The organism is Lactiplantibacillus mudanjiangensis, assembly GCF_005405385.1.
Classification (GTDB): domain Bacteria; phylum Bacillota; class Bacilli; order Lactobacillales; family Lactobacillaceae; genus Lactiplantibacillus; species Lactiplantibacillus mudanjiangensis.
The window spans coordinates 702,659-724,255 of the sequence record NZ_BJDY01000003.1 but is presented as its reverse complement, the minus strand read 5'-3'; the positions used below and the strand labels follow the sequence as shown (position 1 = coordinate 724,255).

At 45.5% G+C, this 21,597-nt stretch carries 18 protein-coding genes and 1 riboswitch; of the genes, 4 read left to right on the top strand and 14 right to left on the bottom strand.

The annotated features are described in order from the left end of the window. Nucleotides 1-256 precede the first annotated feature (256 nt). The gene (locus tag FFM84_RS08115) at nt 257-1,651 is read left to right on the top strand and encodes a L,D-transpeptidase family protein (protein ID WP_130844119.1); all 1,395 of its coding nucleotides are present in this window, start codon (nt 257-259) and stop codon (nt 1,649-1,651) included. A gap of 163 nt (nt 1,652-1,814) precedes the next feature. Continuing rightward, entirely contained in the window at nt 1,815-2,453 is a 639-nt protein-coding gene (gene cbpA / locus FFM84_RS08110; protein WP_130844120.1) for a cyclic di-AMP binding protein CbpA, read from the top strand. A 241-nt stretch (nt 2,454-2,694) separates the two neighbouring features. Here the strand turns inward: cbpA and FFM84_RS08105 are convergent, their stop codons facing one another. The 6 genes from FFM84_RS08105 to argC form a co-directional block, all read right to left on the bottom strand. Continuing rightward, entirely contained in the window at nt 2,695-3,201 is a 507-nt protein-coding gene (locus tag FFM84_RS08105; RefSeq protein WP_130844121.1) for a QueT transporter family protein, read from the bottom strand. A 6-nt stretch (nt 3,202-3,207) separates the two neighbouring features. After that, nucleotides 3,208-3,252, bottom strand: a riboswitch (PreQ1 riboswitch). 49 nt (nt 3,253-3,301) lie between these two features. Further along, nucleotides 3,302-4,324, bottom strand: coding sequence for an ornithine carbamoyltransferase (gene argF, locus FFM84_RS08100; protein WP_137643810.1), 1,023 nt, complete (start codon nt 4,322-4,324; stop codon nt 3,302-3,304). Beyond that, complete coding sequence (gene argD / locus FFM84_RS08095; protein WP_130844123.1) at nt 4,321-5,484, bottom strand: acetylornithine transaminase; 1,164 nt, start codon at nt 5,482-5,484, stop codon at nt 4,321-4,323. Before argD ends, argF begins: the two co-directional genes overlap by 4 nt. Further along, nucleotides 5,481-6,227, bottom strand: a complete 747-nt coding sequence (gene argB / locus FFM84_RS08090; protein WP_130844124.1) for an acetylglutamate kinase — start codon at nt 6,225-6,227, stop codon at nt 5,481-5,483. Before argB ends, argD begins: the two co-directional genes overlap by 4 nt. 13 nt (nt 6,228-6,240) lie before the next feature. Continuing rightward, nucleotides 6,241-7,446: a bifunctional glutamate N-acetyltransferase/amino-acid acetyltransferase ArgJ gene (gene argJ, locus FFM84_RS08085; protein ID WP_130844125.1), complete on the bottom strand. Its 1,206-nt coding sequence runs from the start codon at nt 7,444-7,446 to the stop codon at nt 6,241-6,243. Nucleotides 7,447-7,461: 15 nt separating this feature from the next. Further along, nucleotides 7,462-8,490, bottom strand: coding sequence for an N-acetyl-gamma-glutamyl-phosphate reductase (gene argC / locus FFM84_RS08080; RefSeq protein ID WP_130844126.1), 1,029 nt, complete (start codon nt 8,488-8,490; stop codon nt 7,462-7,464). A 267-nt stretch (nt 8,491-8,757) separates the two neighbouring features. On the opposite strand from argC, the gene FFM84_RS08075 reads away from it, so the two are divergent. Together FFM84_RS08075 and carB are read left to right on the top strand one after the other, a co-directional pair. Beyond that, nucleotides 8,758-9,831 carry a carbamoyl phosphate synthase small subunit gene (locus FFM84_RS08075; protein WP_130844127.1) on the top strand — a complete coding sequence of 358 codons (1,074 nt, stop codon included), beginning with the start codon at nt 8,758-8,760 and terminating at the stop codon, nt 9,829-9,831. Beyond that, nucleotides 9,824-12,877 carry a carbamoyl-phosphate synthase large subunit gene (gene carB, locus FFM84_RS08070; RefSeq protein WP_130844128.1) on the top strand — a complete coding sequence of 1,018 codons (3,054 nt, stop codon included), beginning with the start codon at nt 9,824-9,826 and terminating at the stop codon, nt 12,875-12,877. Before FFM84_RS08075 ends, carB begins: the two co-directional genes overlap by 8 nt. 573 nt (nt 12,878-13,450) lie before the next feature. Here carB and FFM84_RS08065 read toward each other — a convergent pair. The 8 genes from FFM84_RS08065 to FFM84_RS08030 form a co-directional block, all read right to left on the bottom strand. Continuing rightward, on the bottom strand, nt 13,451-13,843 hold the full coding sequence (locus tag FFM84_RS08065) for a type II toxin-antitoxin system PemK/MazF family toxin (RefSeq protein ID WP_130844129.1): 393 nt from the start codon (nt 13,841-13,843) through the stop codon (nt 13,451-13,453). 170 nt (nt 13,844-14,013) lie between these two features. Then, nucleotides 14,014-15,162, bottom strand: coding sequence for an alanine racemase (gene alr / locus FFM84_RS08060; RefSeq protein ID WP_130844130.1), 1,149 nt, complete (start codon nt 15,160-15,162; stop codon nt 14,014-14,016). Then, complete coding sequence (gene acpS / locus FFM84_RS08055) at nt 15,162-15,524, bottom strand: holo-ACP synthase (RefSeq protein WP_130844731.1); 363 nt, start codon at nt 15,522-15,524, stop codon at nt 15,162-15,164. Before acpS ends, alr begins: the two co-directional genes overlap by 1 nt. A gap of 218 nt (nt 15,525-15,742) precedes the next feature. Then, the gene (gene cshA / locus FFM84_RS08050) at nt 15,743-17,341 is read right to left on the bottom strand and encodes a degradosome RNA helicase CshA (RefSeq protein WP_130844131.1); all 1,599 of its coding nucleotides are present in this window, start codon (nt 17,339-17,341) and stop codon (nt 15,743-15,745) included. Between the two features lie 275 nt (nt 17,342-17,616). Beyond that, nucleotides 17,617-18,993 carry a UDP-N-acetylmuramoyl-tripeptide--D-alanyl-D-alanine ligase gene (locus FFM84_RS08045; protein ID WP_130844732.1) on the bottom strand — a complete coding sequence of 459 codons (1,377 nt, stop codon included), beginning with the start codon at nt 18,991-18,993 and terminating at the stop codon, nt 17,617-17,619. 196 nt (nt 18,994-19,189) lie between these two features. Continuing rightward, a complete protein-coding gene (locus FFM84_RS08040; protein WP_165450061.1) occupies nt 19,190-19,978 on the bottom strand; it encodes a hypothetical protein in 789 nt (262 codons plus the stop codon). A 63-nt stretch (nt 19,979-20,041) separates the two neighbouring features. Next, nucleotides 20,042-20,944, bottom strand: a complete 903-nt coding sequence (gene htpX / locus FFM84_RS08035; RefSeq protein WP_130844133.1) for a zinc metalloprotease HtpX — start codon at nt 20,942-20,944, stop codon at nt 20,042-20,044. Nucleotides 20,945-20,955: 11 nt separating this feature from the next. Continuing rightward, nucleotides 20,956-21,522 (bottom strand): LemA family protein, encoded by a 567-nt coding sequence (locus FFM84_RS08030; RefSeq protein WP_130844134.1) that lies wholly within the window; start codon nt 21,520-21,522, stop codon nt 20,956-20,958. Nucleotides 21,523-21,597: the final 75 nt, after the last annotated feature.

Sequence of the window (21,597 nt, the reverse complement as noted above, 5' to 3'; positions counted from 1 at the left end):
GGCGCCGGCCGTGAAAAACATTGGCTGACGTAGGTGTCAAACTGAATACGGCCTAAGCCATTGGGGATTATCCAAATATTTTCACTAATAATTAGTTTCAACTTATCCATATAAAACAACTTGTTTTTTCATTGAGAACGCCATCATGCTGATGATAACGTCCTTTACCCCCTCTTTTTGCTAAGCTACTCATTTGCCATTCGGCTCGAAATGTTATAAGGTGAGAACATTAATATGCGCATGGAGGCATTCTTAAATGAAACACAACCGGGGGATCGCGATCGCCGGAACTGTCGTTGGTTTAATTGCAGTTGGGTATATCGCCACAAGTCTCACATTACAACATGGTCAAAAATTTCTAATGAACACTCAGGTCGCTGGTGTTGACGTCAGTAATAAGTCGGCTAATCAAGTTGCCAGTAAGGTTAGCCACGCCTTAGAACATCGTACTTATCACGTTGTTGAAGGTGGACAAGCGATCTATTCTTTCAATAGTAAATCGGCTGGGATTCAAATCGATACCCAACACGACTTGACCAAAATGGTTAAAAATCAAAATTACTGGAGTTGGCCATTATCACTGATGAATCAAGCCAATGCCGATGACACTGCTAGTTTAGGTAAGCTAACGGTTTCCAGTTCCAGTATGCAACAATTGGTCAACCGGATTATGAAAAATGCTAGTCAAACTAGTCGGACTAAAACTGAAAACGCCAAGTTGGTTTATCAAAATGGCCAAGTGGTCATCAAGAAAGAAGTCCAAGGGACCGAAATTGATCAAGCAACGTTAAAACAAGTTGTTAAAAAAGCCATGGCTGATGGCAAGACCAGCATCAACTTAAAAGATGCTTACGTTAAACCAACTGTCACGAGTACGAGCAAAACATTAGCCACTGCTAAATCCAAGGCCGCACCTTATGCCAAAGAAACCGCTAAGTACAACATTAATGGCCATAAGTTCCAAATTTCAAACGATAAAATTTTGAGCTGGATTCAAGTCGATAGTGCTGGTAAAGTCACGTTAGACCAAAAGGCCGTCAAAGCTTATGTCACCCAGTTAAATGCCAAATACCATACGTATCATACAACCCGGACCTTTAAGAGTACCTTACGTGGCACCGTTAAAGTCAGCGGTGGATTTTATGGTTGGACCATCAAGATCAACAAGGAAACGGCCGCTTTGACGAAACAAATCTTAGCTGGTAAGGATTTCACCCGTTCACCATTAATCAGTGGTTCCGGCTATAATAACAAGAAGACCGATATTGGCAATACTTACGTTGAAGTTGATAAACAAAATCAACATATGTGGGTTTATGTCAACGGTAAGGTTAAAGTATCGACGGATGTGGTTACTGGGAAGCCAGGCGCTCATGCGACAACTACTGGAGTTTGGGATATTTGGAGCAAACAGCGTAATGCCACTTTAAAGGGGCAAAATGATAATGGCTCTAGCTATTCACAACCTGTTTCTTACTGGATGCCATTTGATGACACTGGTGAAGGGATTCATGATTCTTCATGGCAACCACAATACGGTGGGACTTGGTACAAGACTCATGGTTCTCACGGTTGTGTGAATACCCCACCTTCGATTGTCGGCAAAGTTTACAATGCCGTTTCTGTCGGGACGCCGGTCGTTGTTTTCTAATTTAAATCTAATTTTAAAAAGTCAGTGGGCCACTATGGTCACTGACTTTTTTGTCGTTTAAATCCATGCATTCCGTGATTATCACGCTCCCCCTATTCGGGCTTTTATGGTATCCTTAAATTAAAATAAGTCTCATAAATTAAATATCTGGGGGATCATGATTATGCTCTTAAAAACTTTAGTTAAACCCAAAGAACGCCTCACAACGGTCACCGCTGACGCAACTTTAGAAGAAGCACTCCAAGTACTCGAAGATTCAGGTTTCCGTTGTGTGCCAATCTTGGACGAAACCGGTCATATTTTCCGTGGTAATGTTTATAAAATGCACATTTACCGTCATAAATCACGTGGCGGCGATATGTCACTGCCCGTCACCACCTTATTAAAGAACGCGACTAAAACGATTCAAGTTGATTCAGCGTTCTACAATGTCTTCTTCTCAATTAAGGATTTACCTTACATTGCCGTTTTAGACGAACATGGCTACTTCTACGGTATCTTAACCCATACCCGTTTGTTGGATATGCTCTCACAATCTTGGAACGTCAATGTGGGTAGTTATGTCTTAACGGTCGTTTCAATTGGTGAACGTGGTGATTTAGCGGCGATGGCTAAGATCATCACCAAGTACACCTCAATCGCCGGTTGTTTGACGTTAGATGTTCAAAATGGCACCCTGGGACACCGGACCTTATTTACCCTTCCAGAAGATGTGGATGCTGAAAAGCTTAAACGGATTACCGATAACTTGAACCGTAAACAATTCAAAGTTATTGAAGTGGAAGATCTCCAAGCTGAATAGTTTGTTATGTTAGCCACTTACATCGGCCAGTGCTTCTGACGGCTATAATTATTAATCACTTTTATAGCCGAGAGTGAGCGAACAGCAGGCGGCAGAATCACTGGCTGGCGTAGGTGACAATTTAATCCAACTTAAGTAAATGTTGGTAAGGTTTCGACCAATACATTTAACTTTCAACCTTTAGTTAAACAATCAAAAAAATTAGCGTTCTTAGTCGTCATCGACTAGGAACGCTAATTTTTTATTGAATCCGATCACTGAAATGTAACACACGATCCAAAATATACATAATTGGTGCAGTAACGGTCATGATGATGAATTCCGAAACAGCGGTGGTCAAATATGTTGGCCAAAAAGCCGTCCCACCACCAACTAACATGAGCATCCAAGCAATCATGCACATCGATACCGTGAATAAAACGACATTTAACGCCATCCGTTGCCACACCGTTTTTAGCTTAGGACCAAGCCAGGTCACAATGAGTAACGCAATTAATGATTGGGCCCCACCGAATAAGACATTCAACAGACTAGCCCCTGGTCCAAAAGCGTCAAATAAAATGACCCCAGCAACAATTCCCCAAATATATTTACGGTTAAAAATAGCTAAATGATTTAAGCCTTCAGAAACCCGAAATTGAATCGCGCCAGAAGCCAGATTAAAGGCCGCTGGACCAACTGATAATACAATATATAACGCCGCGACTAATGCATTAATGATCCACGGCCGAATTTTTGACGATGTCATTGATAAATCCTCCTAGTTTTTTAACGTGGGATGGTTACGAACCACGAAAAATTGACAAGCGAGTTATATCGTAGCACTCAGACATCATCGCCGCAAGTTTTTAAGCGAATAGGCTATCAGGAATAAAGAGCTCACCCAAAGTCGCCGCCATAATCGCCTTAATCGCTGGCATCCGATTAGCCGCTTCTTCAAAGACGACAGCTTGCTCACTATTGAAAACGTCATCCGTCACTTCAAACGCTGGTAAAGCAAACTGGGTCCCAAGCTTAGCACCTAATTCAGTTTGATGATCATGTAATGCTGGCAAGCAATGCATAATAATTGTCCACGTTTTGCCAGTCCCAGCAACTAAATCAGCATTAATTTGGAAAGGCAATAATGCTTTAATCCGATCACCATAATCGACTTGTTCACCCATTGACACCCAGACATCGGTATATAAGGCATCGGCGCCAGCTACGGCTTGCTTAGGATCAGCGGTAATTAAAATGTCACTACCACTAGTCGCAGCATAGTCTTTAGCGATTTTTACCACCGCATCAGCTGGTTGAAGATCTTTAGGTGCGCCAATATGAATATTGACGCCCAGCATGACACTGGTCACTAGCAAACTGTTCGCCATGTTATTGCGACCATCACCAACGTAAGTCAATGTCAATCCGGCTAGATGCCCAAAATGCGCCTTTAGTGTCATAAAATCGGCGATCATTTGCGTGGGATGCCAGTCATCAGTCAACCCATTCCAAACCGGAACCCCACTCGTTTGCGCTAAAGTTTCAACAGTTGCTTGATCGAAGCCCCGAAATTCAATGCCATCAAACATTGACCCCAAGACTTTTCCCGTATCACCAACCGACTCTTTACGCCCTAATTGAATATCGTTTTGGCCTAAAAACTCAGGGTGCGCACCTAAATCATTCGCCGCTACCGTAAAAGCTGAGCGCGTCCGTGTTGAGGTTTTTTCAAAAAGTAACGCAATGTTTTTTCCTTGCAAATAGGGATGTGGGATATGTTGCACTTTTAAAGCCTTCAAATGCAATGCAAAGTCGATCAAATACGTTAACTCGGCGGGGGTAAAGTCGATTTCTTTTAAAAATGATTGTCCTGCAAAATGATTGTTCATGCCATGACCTCCGAACTTAATTTGACAAGTAAATGCTTAATCGTGGTTAATCCAGCTAATAAATCAGTGGACGTCATAACTAGCGGTGGTAATAATCGTAACGTATTGTCACCAGCTGATAACGTTAATAGCTGTTCTGCCTGTAGTGCCGTAATCACCTTGGCAACCGGTAATGATTCAGCCAAATGAATGCCAATCATCAGGCCTTTCCCGGTCACTTGATTAACGACCGGCAAGGGGGCAATTTCAGTTTGGAGATAAGCCCAAACTTGATCAGCCTTCGCTTGAACTGCCGTTAAAAAGTCAGGTGTGAGTGTTTGTAACACGACTTTCGCGGCCGCCATTGAGACCGGATTGCCCGCAAAAGTCGACCCATGACTACCGGGCCCAAACGCGGTGGCTAACTGCTTTTTACCAACCATAGCGCCCACCGGTAGCCCATTGGCCAACCCTTTAGCCACCGTATAGATATCAGGGTCTAAGCCGTAACCTTCAAACGCTAACCGATAACCGGTCCGCCCCATCCCAGTTTGGACTTCATCAATAATCAACAACACGCCTTGCTCATGACAAGCTTGATTAACCGCCGCTAACCACGCAGGCTCGCCGACAAAAACACCGCCTTCACCTTGTACAACTTCTAAGATCACTGCCGCGAGATCCGGCGTAATTTGATCAAGTGCCGCGGGATCATTATAAGTAGCGAATTGAACGCCCGGAACTAATGGCGCATAACCAGCTTGAATATGTGGATTTCCCGTCATCGACATGGCCCCATAAGTCCGCCCATGAAAGCCATGTTCAAAAGCTAAAATCGCACTTTTTCCCGTAAACTTCCGAGCTAATTTCAAGGCTGCTTCATTGGCCTCAGTCCCAGAATTGGCAAAAAAGACACAGCGATCCTCACCATTGACCAACAACTGGGCCACTTCTGTTTGTAAGTGATTTTGATATAAATTCGACGTATGCCAAATTTGATCGAGCTGCGCTTTGACTGCCGCTTGCAATGTGGGTACCTGGTAACCGAGATTACAGACGCCAATCCCAGCTGTGAAATCTAAGTAAGTTTGCCCGTGGTCATCGGTTAACTGCACCCCTTGCCCACTTTCAATGGCAAATGGGAACCGTTGGTAAGTTGGAAATAAAACCTCTTCGTTCATATTGCGGCCTCCTGAATAATGGCTGTTCCTGGTTGGTCAATGGCATTCGTAATCACGGCTTGTGCAACACCGGCTTGAATCGCTTGAATCGCCGCTTGCACTTTTGGCCGCATCCCCGCCGTAATGACCGCTTGTTGGGTTAACGTTTGGGCTTGGTGTGGCGACAACGTGGTCAAGACATTACCGTGATGAATAATCCCTGGTACATCAGTTAACAAAACGAGTTTTTCAGCTTGTAACTGTTGTGCCAAGGCAGTTGCCGCCACATCGGCATTGACATTCAACCAATGTCCAGTCGCCGTTAACGCTAACGGGGCTAGTACCCCAATGTGATGGGCTAAACTAGCCTGCAAATAACTTTGGTTCACGGTGGTCACCTTGCCGACCGCACCTAATTGGGCTTGGTTCACATAGTCACCGACTAGTAACTGATTGTCAGCTGCATTTAATCCAATCACTGGCAGATGATGTTGTGCTAATTGGGTAAGTAACGCTGGTTGCGCCTCACCCAGTAGTACTAGTTTCGTCAATGCTAATGTCTGGTCGTCAGTGACCCGCAGCCCGTTCATTTTTTTAACTGGTAGCTGTAATCGCGTCATCAATTGACTGATCATGGGTCCACCGCCATGCACGATTAAGATGCGATGTCCTTGCAAATGCCATGTTTGTAGTTGATGAAAAAAAGCGGTCGTTAATTGTTGAATGGCCGCGCCACCAATCTTAATGATGATTAATTTTTTCATTAGCAGCCTCCATTTAAGTGTGGTAGCTGGCATTGATCTTGACATAGTTATAAGTCAGATCACAACCCCAGGCCTGTCCACTCGCGTCCCCATGTTGGAGATCCACATCAATCGTGATTTTTGACTGACCTAAGGTGGCCTTCACGGTGGCTTCATCAAATGGCAATGCCAAACTATCTGCCACTAATGGCAAGCCGTTCATCGAAATATTGACATGGTCGATATCCAGATCAGCCGGTGTCGCGCCAATTGTACTGATAATCCGTCCCCAATTGGGATCTTCGCCAAAGATAGCGGCTTTCACTAGGTTGGAGCCGACAATGGCCTTAGCTACTTGTTGACCATCGGCTTCACTAGCCGCATGCCAGACGTTACATTCGACTAATTTTGTTGCTCCTTCACCATCCGCCGCAATTTGTTTAGCCAGCTCACCTAACACCGTATGAAAAGCAGCTGCAAAGGTCGCATAGTCAGCAGTATCCGGTGTTAAATTCGGATTTTCGGCCAACCCATTCGCCATGGTGACCACCATATCGTTGGTCGACGTATCACCATCAACCGTGATCTGATTAAAGGTTTCGTCAACTTGGTCACTCAATAAGGCCTGTAAGTCTTCGCCAGCAATTTGGGCATCAGTGGTGATAAATCCAAGCATCGTTGCCATCTTGGGATGAATCATCCCCGACCCTTTGGCAAAACCCGTGATAGTGACCAAGTGACCACTTAGTTCACATTGCACGCAAATCGTTTTAGGCTGTTTATCGGTCGTTAGCACCGCATAAGTCACCGCGTCACTTTTGGTGGGGGTGAGTTGCGGCAAACCATTTTTAATCACATCCATTGGTAACTGTGCGCCGATTAAGCCGGTTGAGGCAACGCCAATCAAGCTCGGGTCCACTGCTAATTTATTGGCTAGCCAAGTTTGTTCTTGCACCGCATTATCCCAACCTTGTTGACCGGTACATGAATTAGCCACCGCACTGTTGAGCAGTAAGCCTTGCAGCTGATGATCTTGATCAATCATGGCCTTAGTTAACTTAGTTGGTGCTGCTTGAAACTGATTAGTCGTATACGTCCCAGCGGCCGCGGCCGGGACTTTTGAAAATAGCCAGCCGAAATCCTTTTTCTGCCGACGAAGGCCGATATGAATGCCATCACTATAGAACCCCTCTGGCCATTGAAAGGCGACTTTTTGAAACGATTTAGTTAACACTTGCATGAATAAGACCCCTTTCTAAGGAAAGACTGGCAGGTCAGGAAGTCCTGCTGTCGCTGGATATTGAAACAGTTGATTGAAGTTTTGAACCGCTTGTCCCGCGGCCCCCTTCATTAGGTTATCGATCACACTAACGATCAGAATCGTGTTGGTGATCGGATTGTAGTTCACACCGATGGCGCAGTCATTACTGCCAACGACTTGTTTTAGCGTTGGTAAGTCGTCAGCTGGTAATACTTGGACAAATGGTTGATCTTGATAGACTTGCTGATAAGCCGCTACTAGTTCGGCCGTCGTCGTTGGTTGTGCCGCTTTGGCATAAATCGTACTCATAATGCCGCGGGTCACCGGAATCAAAGTCGTCGTAAATTCTAATGCCGGCACTTTAGGCCACCATTGCTGTAGTTGTTGCATGATTTCTGGAATGTGTTGATGTTGATTGAGTTTATAAAGTTGTAAATTGTCATTCACCATCGTAAATTGACTCGTCGTGCTTAATTTTTTGCCGGCGCCTGATAATCCGGATTTCGCATCAACGACAATACTAGTTGGCTCAATAAGGTGTTGCTGCACAACCGGGGCTAACCCTAATAAAGTTGCCGTTGCATAACAGCCGGGATTGGCAACATAGGGCGTTAAGTGGTGATTAAATTCGGCAAGACCATAGCTGGCTTTAGCCAATGCGGCTACCGGAGCGGCCGTTTGATGATACCAAGTCTCATAAGCATCTGGTTGCCGTAATCGGAAATCCCCCGATAAATCAATTACCGGAAAGTTTGCCGCAATTAAAGGTAACGCCAGTGTTTTCGTGACGCCCGCTGAAGTTGCGAAGAAAACGACGTCATTTTCAGCCATTACCGTTGCCGCATCAAATGGTCGGACGCGCACCGTTTCTTTCTGAAAAACCGGTACGAGTGCCGCCAATGTGGTCGGCTTGCTGTCGGTATGTCCATATAACTTAATCTGGTCAACGGCGGGATGCTGCTTCAATAATCGATACAACGTCATCCCGCTATAGCCATTAACGCCAACTAGCGCAACTTGCATAAAATCACCTCAAATATTCAAAATTAGTGTTATTAACGCATAATCATGCGATAAGCATGCTTCACACTATATTCTCATCATTTTAAAAATGCAAGTGCTTTTGCAAAAATATACGTCTTTACTATATTTTATGCATATTTAATCTTATTTTTACGTATATATTCATAATTTATGTATTTGTTGCTTGACTTTTCAATTGGATAATTGTTTACTAGTGTCACGAGCTTTATTAACTTTTAATCTAATTATCAGAAAGGTCGGCAACTCATGCAAAAATACTTAACTTTAGCTGATGGCACCCAATGGATTGGAACGGCCTTTGGCGACCGATCCATTGAAGGTGCTGGACAACTTGTTTTTAATACCGGCATGACCGGTTACCAAGAAACGGTGACCGATCCATCTTACTTAAATCAATTAATCGCATTCACGGCCCCCTTAATCGGAAACTATGGTATTGATCCCACGGTCAATCAGGCCGCAACGCTTGGGACCCAAGCCGTTATCGTCCATGAACTAACAACCTTTAGCGATCATTACACGAGTCGCCAAACATTTGACAACTTTCTAACGATTCATCACGTTCCTGGATTGCAAGGCATTGACACTCGCGAACTCACAATTCACTTACGTCAAACCGGTACTCAAGCGGCCATTTTAAGTAATCAGCCAATCCTCAATTTTGACGCTAAATTCGCCAGTCTTCCATTAAAAGCCCTAACGCCTCAATCATTACCCGTAGCCTTACCAAAGCCCACGCAACCGCACATTGTGGTCATAGACTTCGGCGAAAAGACCGCGATTACAACGGCCCTCATCAAACGTGGTTGTCAGGTCAGTATCTTGCCCGCAACGAGTTCACTCAAGCGTATCCAAGCCTATCAACCAGATGGTATCTTGCTGTCCAATGGCCCTGGTGACCCACAACAGTATCCAGCCGCGCTTCCGTTGATTCGGCAACTCGCCAATCGCTATCCGTTAGCGGGCATTTGCTTAGGTCATCAATTATTAGCACGTGCCTTTGGTGCCAAAACCTATCAATTAACATTCGGTCATCATGGTTTAAACCATCCCGTTAAAGATTTGGCGACTGGCCAAGTGTGGATGACCGCCCAAAATCACGATTTTGCTGTTGATCCAGCCTCCGTAACCACTACCCCTTTACAAATTACAACCATCGAATTAAATGATGGCAGTGTCGAGGGCCTACGTTTACCCGGACGCCCTGTGATATCGGTTCAATTCCATCCCGAAGCGCATCCTGGGCCACTAGAAGCCGGTCAATTTTTCGATCAATTCATCCAAATGCTGCATCATCAGGAGGTTAGTGCCAATGCCTAAAAATCAACACATTCATTCCGTTGCCGTCATCGGCTCTGGACCCATAAAAATTGGTCAAGCCGCTGAATTCGACTATGCCGGAACGCAAGCTTGTCTAAGTTTAAAAGCCGCTGGTTACCACGTTATTCTCATTAATTCTAATCCGGCCACAATTATGACTGATCCAACAACTGCCGATGAAATTTATCTCAAACCGTTAACACTCGCAAGTGTCACCAGTGTTTTAGAAGCCAGTCGGCCCGATGCTTTGTTACCAACACTAGGCGGTCAAACGGGGTTAAATCTTGCGATGGCTTTGGACAAAGCTGGCGTACTGGATCGACTACACATTCAACTACTAGGGACATCCCTAAAAACCATTAACCAAGCAGAGGATCGCGCTGCTTTTAAAGCCCTAATGACCAAATTAGGTGAACCCATCCCGGCTAGCGCTACCGTGCATCACCTGAGTAGTGGTCTAACAGTCGCCGAAAACATCGGTTATCCCGTCATCGTTCGTCCAGCCTTCACATTAGGTGGCACAGGCGGCGGGATTGCCAACACGGCCAGTGAACTCACAACAATTTTGCAACGTGGCCTAGCATTGTCCCCCGTCACTGAATGCTTAATCGAACAAAGCATCGCGGGTTACAAAGAAATTGAATTCGAAGTGATGCGTGACAATCTCGGCAATAAAATTATTGTTTGTAGCATGGAAAACTTTGATCCTGTCGGCATTCATACTGGTGATTCCATTGTTTACGCACCCGCATTAACGTTGACCGATCTCGAATATCAAGCCCTGCGTCAAGCAGCTTTAAATATCGTTGAGGCGCTAGATATAAAAGGTGGCTGTAACGTACAGTTAGCGCAAGATCCACAGAGCGCTCAATATTACATTATCGAGGTTAACCCACGGGTCAGTCGGTCTTCGGCCCTGGCCTCTAAAGCTACTGGCTATCCAATCGCCAAACTGGCTGCCGACATTGCCATTGGGCTCAATTTGAGTGAAATTAAGAATCCCGTTACCCAAACAACTTATGCGGCTTTTGAACCGACGTTAGATTACATTGTTGCCAAAATTCCCCGTTTTCCATTCGATAAATTTCCCACTGCCACCGCACAACTCGGCACGCAAATGAAAGCCACTGGTGAAGTGATGGCAATTGGGTCCACCGTTGAAGAAGCCACGTTAAAAGCCATGGCTTCAATGGAAACGAGCCCAGTTGAAGCCATCACCTTGCTACCAGCACAGACCTTAACTACGGCCGAATTGATAACGCTCTTAAGCCACGCGACTGATCAACGCCTCTGGGCCATTTTAGCGGCCTTTAACCAAGGTTGGCCGCTTGCCAAAATCGGGCAATTGACCAAGATTACCCCATTTTTCTTGAGCAAGTTGCAGCATATTAATGAATTAACTCAAGCGCTAACTAACCAGCCAACCACCAATCAATTACTAACCGCCAAGAAATACGGCTTCAGTACGGTCACTATGGCCCACTATAGCGGACTGACCGCCGCACAGGTTGACGCGGCTACCGCTGATCAGCCCTTGGTGTATAAGATGGTTGATACGTGTGCCGGTGAGTTCGCTAGTGCCACGCCGTATTTTTACAGTACTGCTTTTGGTCGGACCTCAGAAAGTCAACCACTAGGCCACAGTATTTTGGTTATCGGTTCGGGGCCTATCCGAATTGGCCAAGGAATCGAGTTTGATTACACTACCGTGCATTGTGTTCAAGCCATTCAACAAGCCGGTTACAACGCCATCGTCGTCAATAACAATCCTGAAACTGTCTCAACCGACTTCTCTAGTTCGGATAAGCTCTATTTTGAACCGTTGACGTTAGAACGCTTGTTGCCGATCATTGACCTAGAACACCCACTCGGGGTTATTGTTCAATTTGGCGGTCAAACGGCAATTAATTTGGCCCAAGCCTTAGCTGATCACGGCGTCAAAATTCTTGGCACTAGCGTTGCGGCAACTGCCATGACCGAAGATCGGCAACAATTTTCGGACCTTTTAACCACTCACGGTATCGCTCAAGCCACTGGGACAACGGTCACGACCTTACCAGCCGCGCAAACAGCCGCCGAAAAAATTGGTTATCCGTTACTCGTACGGCCAAGCTTCGTACTCGGTGGTCGCGCAATGGCCGTGGTTCATCAAGCTAGTGAACTCACAAAAGTTGTCAAAGCGGCAGTTGCCGCGGGACATGGCGCGCCCATTTTAATGGATCGTTATTTAGCTGGGATCGAATGCGAAGTGGATTTATTGAGTGATGGTCACGACGTCTGCATTCCCGGCATTATGGAACACGTTGAAGGCGCCGGCGTCCATTCAGGGGATTCGATTGCGATTTATCCACCACAACGCTTAAGCAAACAGACACAAGCAAAAATCATCAAAATTGCAACAGCATTAGGCCAAGCGCTCCACTGCGTCGGCATGATGAATATCCAATTTGTCGTTACAGATGATGTCTACGTCATTGACGTCAATCCTCGGGCCAGCCGAACCGTGCCATTCATGAGTAAAGTGACCGGCTTGGCCTTGGCCCAACTTGCAACTCACTTAATCTTGGGTCAAACGTTAACTGAGCTGCATTTACCTACTGGCTGTTATCCAAATCACGGCCAAGTGGCAGTTAAAGCACCAGTTTTCTCATTTAATAAATTGCCACAAATGCCGACCAAACTCAGTCCAGAAATGAAATCCACCGGTGAAACAATGGGGATGGGAACAACGTTAACCACCGCTTGGCAAGCCGCAATGGCAGATAGCTACCACGTTCAAGCTTGGCAAACTCATGACGGCTTATTAGTCGATCAGGTCACGGCCCACGATCCAATTGTGGCAAAATGGCTATCGACGTTAACACTACCAGTTACCATCGTGACACCAACCACGACTTTGCCAACTGACTTTCATGGCATCGTCTTTAGCTTAGCGACCAACTCATCCGTGGCGACCTGGGCCTTAAATCATGCTTTGCCGTTATTCACTGCACTTGATACGGTTAAAATGCTAGTTTCACTAGCTGCAACACCAGTGGTGGCATAGGTTTGTTACGCTTTGACTTAAGTTGCAACCTACGCCAGTCAGCGATTCTGCCGGCTGTGAGACCGGCTCCAGCCAAAATTTGGGCTTCCACCTCGCTTTTAAGCCTAGCCCAAACCACTAGTCTTAATAGTCGTCCACAGCGTAAGCCCGGGAAAATCCCCCGGACTAACGCTGTTTTCACGGCCGGCGCCATTACTGGCTGACTCCGGTTACGTTGCGAATACAAATCAATTTAGAGACGACTGTTATAACCGAGAGTGAGCTCACATTGAGCCCAGCCGTGGGAGCTCTTAGCGATTTATCGCTTAGAGCTTGGCGCTTTTGAAACACGGGTTTAGTGGTTCAAAACGACGGTTCAGACCGCTTTTTGGTTGAACCGGTCCACCCACAGCGTTCCGGCTCAATGTGGGCGAACGGCAGGTGGCAAGTCGATCTATTTCAATCGTTGAATACTTACCCTATCAACAATCATTGCTAAAAAAGCGCGGTGGATCTAACCTTGGTTGGTTAGATCCACCGCGCTTTAACTGTTAAAAACAGTCGGCAATATGTAAATGTTGCGATTTGGACTAGTTATCGTGTGACTGGTCGGCGTGTATGCCGCTTGGACCGGTCAGCGAGACCAATACTAATTAACAACGCTTCATCAACTCGTTGCATCGTTTGTTCATCTAAATGGGTTACGCGATCCTTTAATCGCTGCTTATCAATCGTTCGCACCTGTTCTAATAAGACAACCGAGTTTTTTTCAATCCCCGTGTGCGCCGCATTGATATTCACATGCGTCGGCATTTTCGCTTTTTGAACTTTTGCGGTAATCGCGGCTACAATGACCGTTGGACTGTAGTGATTACCGACATTATTTTGAACGATTACGACCGGCCGCATCCCGCCTTGCTCAGACCCCACGACTGGTGATAAGTCAGCGTAAAAGATGTCACCGCGCTTAATGTCAGCTACGGCCATCACCTCATCTCCCTTTACACAGACCCGCTTCACCAGCGTCCCCCTATAACGACACTAGTTAAGCTGTTATTGATGTTAATCATAGCATGAAAGCTCGCCGATTAGCAACCGTTAACATATATCATAAACGGCGCATGATCAAATGATCATGCGCCGTTATTTAGGCCATCTTATTCAGTTAAACCGGCTGCAACATCCGTATAAACCCGCGGTACCCGCGTTGCTAGCCCACAGGCAATCTCATAATGAATCGTCCCACAATAGTCCGCAACATCTTGTAAACTAATCGTTTGATCGCCATCGGTTCCGACTAATGTCACTTTAGTTCCAACTGGAAGTTGCTTTGGTAGACGGACCATCAACTGATCCATGCAAATTCGCCCAACAATTTCACAGAATTGACCGTCAATTAAGACGTGAAAGCCTTGCAAACGTCGTTCATACCCATCAGCATAACCAATTGGCACGGTTCCAACCCATTCATCCTGTTGCGCCGTGTACGTGGCCCCATAGCTTACCGATTGACCCTTAGCTAGTGGCTTCACAAAAGTTAATGCCGCCGTCAAACTCAACGCGGGCTGCAAGTGATATGGCGCGGTTAGCTCAGTTCCCGAAGGATTTAACCCATACAAAGCAACGCCAAAGCGGATCAGATTACCATTACAAGCTTGATGCCATAAACTCGTCGCCGAATTGGACACATGCACATATCGTGGTAAGTCATCAACGACGGCAATCAAGGCTTGCCATTGATGAATTTGATGCATAAAGTACGTATCATCAGCTTGATCGGCAGTCGCAAAGTGGGTAAAGATCCCTTCAAAATCAAAAGGTGAATTTGGTTGACGCAATGTTTGTACGGCGACACTTAAATCAGCAGGCGTTTGAAACCCAATGCGGCCCATGCCAGTATCTAAAGCCAAATGAACAGCTAATGGTGCAGTAACCTTATTCGCCGTTAAAACAGCGGCCGCATCATCAAGCCAAGCTTGTGACCCAACGGCCACCGATATATGTTGTTCTGCAATCAAAGCGGCGTATTCCGGTTCAACAATGCCTAACACCAAGATTGGTTCCGTCAAACCAGCCCGTCGTAACGCCAACGCTTCATCTAAGATTGCCACGCAAAATCCCGTTGCACCAGCTTGTTTAGCTGCTTGTGCAACCGGTACGATCCCATGTCCGTAACCATTGGCTTTAACCACTGCCCATAGTTCCGTTAGTGGATCTTTACGCGTCATTTCCTCATCAATATTATGTTTAATTGCCTGCAAGTCAACATGAACTTGTGTGTGGCGGTGTTCCCCAATTACAACCATCACTCATTGCCTCTTTCCAAAATTACTTGTGTCATGACTAATTGATCAGTATGTGAAATCGAGACCCAGGCCGGGCCGTCAAATGGATGTTTGGTGATCGCTGGCCGTCCCAACGCGTTATCCAAGATTTCAATGTCTTGAAACCCCACCTGCGCACCAATTCCAGTCCCAAAAGCCTTACTGTAAGACTCTTTAGCCGAAAAACGGCCGGCCAAAAATTCAGCACGCCGCTTTTGACCATACGACTGAAATACCGTTAACTCAGCCGGTGTCAGGACTTTTTCGGGCAACTTCAATCCCGCTTGTAACATGCTTTCGATTCGCGCAATCTCCGTCAAATCAATCCCGGTGCCATAAATCACATCCCCATCGCCTTTCAAATATGATATTTCCAATTTACCACAGTCCGTAGCAATGTAACAGCCCGTTTACATGCAACCTTTTCACTCACTGATGAACAAATCGCACACTGACGCCTACTTGCCTTCATTCTAGCATGTTAGCCAAATAAAAAAGCCGAGGTTACCCTCGACTTTTCCAGAAAACTAGCCGTTAGCTAGTTCACTTTATTTAACTTAATTTAGTCGTTTGTCCGGATCGTGAAGTTCCGTTTGCTGCTTTGCTTACGGCCTTCATCATGATTCCGGTTGTTGCTACGATTGTCACTCCGGCTCTTGTAGCCATTGCTCTTACGATCGCTGCTACCGCCATTACGACGATCCCGATCACGGTCACGACTACGACCATTGTGTGAATAATCACGGCTACGGCCATTGCCGCCGCCACGATTACCATTACGGTTCCGGTTACCACCACGATAGCCACCGCCACGACGGTTACCACCACCGCCTTTATGACGAGGTAATGGGCGTTCTGGGGTAATCTTAACTGGAACAGCAGTTGCATCGTCCTTGGTTAAATCATTTAATAACGCCGCAACTAAGTCAGTTGCATCGTATTTAGCCAATAATTCAGCAGCTTGTTCAGCATATTTGCTCGTATCAGTCTTAGCAAGCAAAGTCCCAACATTTTCTTCAGCCGCTGCGATTTGACCTGCAAAGGCTTCGGCTTCAGTTGGTGGCTTCAATGGTAACATCCGCTTCTTGGTTAACTTTTCGATAACCCGCAAGTATTCCATTTCGTTAGGCGTTACAAAAGTTAATGAAACCCCTTTGTGCCCGGCCCGGCCAGTCCGGCCGATACGGTGAACATAACTATCTGGATCTTGAGGAATATCGTAGTTATAAACGTGGGTCACACCAGAAACATCAAGTCCCCGGGCAGCCACATCGGTTGCAACCAAGATATCCAGCTTGCCAGCCTTGAATTGACGCATGATTTGCGTCCGTCGTTGTTGACTTAAGTCCCCATGAATCCCGGCAGCATTGTAACCGCGAGCTTCAAGGCCTTTAGATAATTCATCAACTCGACGCTTCGTCCGACCAAAGACAATGGTTAATTCAGGTGCCTGAACATCGAATAAGCGCGTCATAATATCGAACTTTTCGTATTCCTTGGCTTTAACGTAGTATTGGTCAACCGTATCAGCGGTCATTTCTTTTGACTTAATCTTAACGTGGTGTGGTTCTTTCATGAACTGCACCCCGATGCGCTTGATTTCAGGCGGCATCGTTGCTGAGAATAGCATCGTTTGGCGTTCTGATGGTACTTGTTTGATAATTGATTCGATATCTTCTAAGAAACCCATGTTTAACATTTCATCGGCTTCATCTAAGACTAACATTTGGACGTGGTCCAACTTAACGGTCCCACGACGAATGTGGTCTAATAACCGACCAGGAGTCCCAACAATTACTTGTGGGTTTTGCTTCAGGTTTCTGATTTGGCGACGAATGTCAGCCCCACCATAAACGACTTGGACCTTAGCCCGTTCGTCTTTACCTAAGCGGAAAATTTCTTCCTGGGTTTGAATCGCTAATTCCCGCGTTGGGGAAATAACTAAAGCTTGGATATTGTGATTATCAAAATCCAAACGTTGGAGGATTGGTAACGCAAACGCGGCGGTCTTCCCGGTCCCGGTTTGGGCTTGCCCAATCACATCTTTCCCGGCTAAAACCATTGGAATGGTTTCGGCTTGGATGGGAGTGGCTTCTTCATAACCTGCTCGATTAACTGCTTTAAGTAGGCTTTCAGATAAGCCTAATTCTGTAAACTTCAAATATGTTTCCTCCTAAGGATGACACCATGGGATTACTGGCAGCTAGAGAAAAATCCGTTCTCCATGAGGCGCATGCAAGTAAGCCAACGGTTTGACTTGTTTCTGTTCTTTCAAATGGTACAACTGAATTATCATACACCGGTTATTCTAAATAAGCAAGCACGTTGAATTGGTTGCTAACACGCGGATTCACACCAACAATAAGCCCCGACTCACTTTATACGTGTTTAAATTCATGAAAAAAAGACTAACTTTTTCAGTTAGTCTTTCATTTGCTATGCTTCAAGTGCCGCTAGCACATTTTCTAAATGAATCCCATGACTCCCTTTTAATAAGACTTCATCATCGGCAGTCACAGTTTGTTGTAAATCATTAATAAGTTGTGGTTGTTCATGTGTTGGATAATAATGAATCGCCGTTGCCGGATACTTAGTTGCTAAGTCCTTCGCCAAAGCACGCATGTGTTCACCATTCAAGTAAACGGTTTGAATGGTTTGTGGATCTAATTCGGTTGCTAAGCTGGCGTGCAACGTATCCGCTTGTTCGCCAAGTTCCAGCATATCGCCTAATACGGCAATCCGCTTGCCAGTCACTGGTGTTGCCGCAAATGCTGCTAGGACCCGTTTGGCAGCTGTTGGATTAGAATTATAAACATCGCTCAAAATCGCTTCGCCATGTTGTCCCGTCAACCATTCCGTCCGATTTTCCGTTGGGACAAACTTCGCCAATGCTTGTTGGGCCACGTTGGCACGAATATGGAACGTGTCAGCGACTAGCAAGGCCGCCATCGCATTGTTGACATTGTAAGCCCCCATCATCGGAATCGTAAACGTGGTTTCAGGCCACAAGTTTGTCTTGAAACTGGTCGTTGCCCGACTTGTTTCGATAGCACTTGCCGCTAATGTATTCGTTTCCTGTAACCCGAATGTTCGTTGACGTTGGTCAATGGTTTGCGCCCGTTCTTGTAATAACGGTTCGTCACCATTATAGATGAACGTCCCGTCTTCTTTTAAGCCATGGACAATTTCCATCTTAGCATCCGCGATCTTATCGCGAGTCCCAAAGAATTCAATATGAGCTTCACCAATCATGGTAATCACCGCAACATCTGGTTGCACTAATTGACTCAAAAAGTCGAGTTCCCCGAAATGATCCATGCCCATTTCAACCACCACAACTTCAGTGTTAGGTTCCATACTCAATAAGGTAATCGGGACGCCAATTTGATTATTGAAATTAGCATGCGTCTTGGTTACGTTGAATTGAGTTGCTAACACACTGGCAACCATATCCTTAGTCGTTGTCTTCCCGTTACTACCCGTTACGGCAACCACTTTAGGATTGATTTTTTGTAAATAGTATTGCCCTAATTGCTGTAAGGCCACTAACGTATCGGGTACCAAAATAACCGGTAGCGTCGTTGGTGCTTGCGCCGCATGATCTTCAGCCCATAAAGTTGCCACGGCACCATGATCAATCGCACTTTGAATGTAATCATGGCCATCATTAGCCCCACTTAATGGGACAAATAATGATCCAGCGGTTAACTTCCGACTATCAAACGCGACTCCCGTAACCTTGACGTCTGGCCAGGCTTGCGCTGCATTGCTGGCTTGAACGGCCTTGGCAATCTCGGTAACTTGCATCTTCATATGTTTATAACTCTCCATTCACGGTTCTTAGTCTCTCAAGAACCCGTATTCCTGACTATTTCAACCACAATCCGAGCTAATCCGATTAGGTTATCCCTAAAAAAGACTATTCGCACTCAAAATTATACCACTTTGTCCCCTGAAAGTGTGCAATCAAAAAAGCTTGGGCCTCAACCCAAGCTTTTCACATGTTAACTTATAGATGATCTTCAAAAGCCGTTTGATCGTGCACTTGCAATTCCCACACGCTAGTCACTAAGTTAAACTTTAACGTGGCGACATTGTGTGTGCGTTGTCGTGATTCACTACGAGCCGGATCAAAAACTTCAATCTCATCATTATTAACCTCGGTATGCACCGGTACTAATAATTGCCGCTGGCGAACCATCGACTGATCAAAATAAATAAATAGTCCGTCCGGCATGAGTTGAACTAACTGCTTCAAAATCTCTTCTGGGACCCTTGGCACCCGAATCGAGCGCATAAACATCCGCCGACTACGATAGGCCGCTAAAGTATGCCGAATAATCGCGGCATTCAAAATATGCGTAAACGCTGAGATGTAATAGAAGTAAAACTTGATGCCACCATTACGTTGTTCCAAAAAGACATAATGGTTGCGCAACTTATAATTAAATGGCGAGCGAATCGGTCGATTCATATGCCCTAAATACAACAATTCTGCAATTTCAGTTGCAGTTAAGAAATCCAAATCACCGACTTCGTCATAATCCATCCACTTGACCTGACCCGGATGGCTTTGCAACAAAAAGCGCCGAATGTCATTTTCATCATTAATCACATTCAAGCCAGTATGAGCATTCACAGCATGCTGTTCATCGTCCAGACCAACTAACGACACTAAGTTGTCAGGGAGCCGTTTGATGCCATGCACGAAATCGCTCTGGTCAATGCCATAAGCAAACACTAAATTATCAATTTTTTCTAAATTGGCGTAAATATATCTGCGTTGCAATCGACTCACTCTTTCAACTGTCTATTTATTACTTACATTATAAGCCGTTCAGCTCAAAATATCTGCCTTGAATTACATCTTTTCTAATCGCGCAATCCGATCCGCAATCGGCGGGTGTGTTGCCAGCAAATGCGACCACGATTTTTTCTTAATCGGATCTGAAATATACAGTGCCGCACTACTAGGATCAGCCTGTTGCATCGGTTGGCTATCGTCAATCTTCGTTAACGCTTGAATCATCCCTTGTGGATTTCGGGTCAATTCAACACTGCCGGCATCAGCCAAATACTCCCGATTGCGAGACAATGCCATCTGAACCAGACTGGCGGCGAGTGGTGCCAAAATCATCACCACAATAGCCACCAACATTAAAATCACTTGTAGACCGCCGTTGCCACCATCACGATCATCATCTCGGCGACGGCGACCGCCACCCCACCAAAATGAATTCATGCCCCAATTAACCAGTAAACTAATCGCAGCGGTTAAGGCTAACGCAATGGTTTGTAACCGAATATCATAGTTGCGGATATGGGTCATTTCGTGACCGATCACGCCTTCCATCTCTTCTCGGTTCAATCGTTGCTGAATCCCCGTTGTTACTGCCACAGCGGCATGCTCTGGGTTATTCCCCGTTGCAAAAGCGTTGGGACTTGGATCATCAATGATAAAGACTCGTGGCATCGGCACTTTAGCAACCAACGCCATATCTTCAATCGTGTGCCACAATTCAGGATCATCATCGGCTGAATGTAATTCACGCGCATGATTCATACTCATCACCACGCTGGTCGATTGACTAACCATAATCCCGATATACACCAATGACACCACTAGTGCCATGATCAAACCAGCTACCGTACTATCAAAAAAGACGTAACCTACAGCCGCCCCAATCATCGCAACCAGTAAGACAAAAGCGGCCATCACGTAAACCGTGTGCCGCTTGTTGCGGGCAATTTGCTCAAATAACATGGGCCTAACCTCTAATCTTGATCATCAAATGAAACAGTTGGCGCCGCTTTTTCAGCTTCGGGAACTGCCAAAAATTCAGAAGATTGAAAATGATGGATACCAGCCACGATGTTTGTGGGAAATTGTTGGAGCTTCATATTGTAACTAGCGGTACTAGAATTAAAGAGTTGCCGTGAATAAGCAATCTTATTTTCTGTATTGGTTAATTCTTCCATTAACTTATTGAATTCTTGATTAGCTTTCAAATCAGGATAACTTTCCGATAAAGCAAAGATGCTCTTTAAAGAATTGGTTAATTGATCTGAAACGGCCATCGCTTGTTGATGGTCGCCACTAGGAACTTGCGTCATTTGGTTCCGTAATTCAACAACGGCTGCCAATGTTGTTTTTTCATGTTTGGCATAGCCTTTAACTGTGTTCACTAAGTTTGGGATCAAATCGTTCCGGCGTTTTAATTGCACGTCGATTTGGCTCCAAGCCTCTTGCGTGTACATCCGAGCTTTGACCAAGCCGTTATAAATAATGGCGTAGATCGCAACCAATACTAAGATGACCGCAATAATAATTAATCCAACCATATCAGTGGAACCTCCTTGTATTTGCTTACCTTAATTGTAACGTGAATCTCGCTTGGACCACAAGCCGTCTACCAA

Excerpts from the sequence above, each read along its gene's own strand:
- argF (WP_137643810.1), bottom strand. The coding sequence starts at position 4,324 with ATGAACAATCATTTTGCAGGACAATCATTTTTAAAAGAAATCGACTTT.
- FFM84_RS08065 (WP_130844129.1), bottom strand. The coding sequence starts at position 13,843 with ATGGCCGTAGCTGACATTAAGCGCGGTGACATCTTTTACGCTGACTTA.
- argB (WP_130844124.1), bottom strand. The coding sequence starts at position 6,227 with ATGAAAAAATTAATCATCATTAAGATTGGTGGCGCGGCCATTCAACAA.
- carB (WP_130844128.1), top strand. The coding sequence starts at position 9,824 with ATGCCTAAAAATCAACACATTCATTCCGTTGCCGTCATCGGCTCTGGA.
- alr (WP_130844130.1), bottom strand. The coding sequence starts at position 15,162 with ATGGTTGTAATTGGGGAACACCGCCACACACAAGTTCATGTTGACTTG.
- FFM84_RS08105 (WP_130844121.1), bottom strand. The coding sequence starts at position 3,201 with ATGACATCGTCAAAAATTCGGCCGTGGATCATTAATGCATTAGTCGCG.
- cbpA (WP_130844120.1), top strand. The coding sequence starts at position 1,815 with ATGCTCTTAAAAACTTTAGTTAAACCCAAAGAACGCCTCACAACGGTC.
- FFM84_RS08115 (WP_130844119.1), top strand. The coding sequence starts at position 257 with ATGAAACACAACCGGGGGATCGCGATCGCCGGAACTGTCGTTGGTTTA.
- htpX (WP_130844133.1), bottom strand. The coding sequence starts at position 20,944 with ATGTTATTTGAGCAAATTGCCCGCAACAAGCGGCACACGGTTTACGTG.
- FFM84_RS08030 (WP_130844134.1), bottom strand. The coding sequence starts at position 21,522 with ATGGTTGGATTAATTATTATTGCGGTCATCTTAGTATTGGTTGCGATC.
- argD (WP_130844123.1), bottom strand. The coding sequence starts at position 5,484 with ATGAACGAAGAGGTTTTATTTCCAACTTACCAACGGTTCCCATTTGCC.
- argJ (WP_130844125.1), bottom strand. The coding sequence starts at position 7,446 with ATGCAAGTGTTAACTAAATCGTTTCAAAAAGTCGCCTTTCAATGGCCA.
- argC (WP_130844126.1), bottom strand. The coding sequence starts at position 8,490 with ATGCAAGTTGCGCTAGTTGGCGTTAATGGCTATAGCGGGATGACGTTG.
- FFM84_RS08075 (WP_130844127.1), top strand. The coding sequence starts at position 8,758 with ATGCAAAAATACTTAACTTTAGCTGATGGCACCCAATGGATTGGAACG.
- FFM84_RS08045 (WP_130844732.1), bottom strand. The coding sequence starts at position 18,993 with ATGAAGATGCAAGTTACCGAGATTGCCAAGGCCGTTCAAGCCAGCAAT.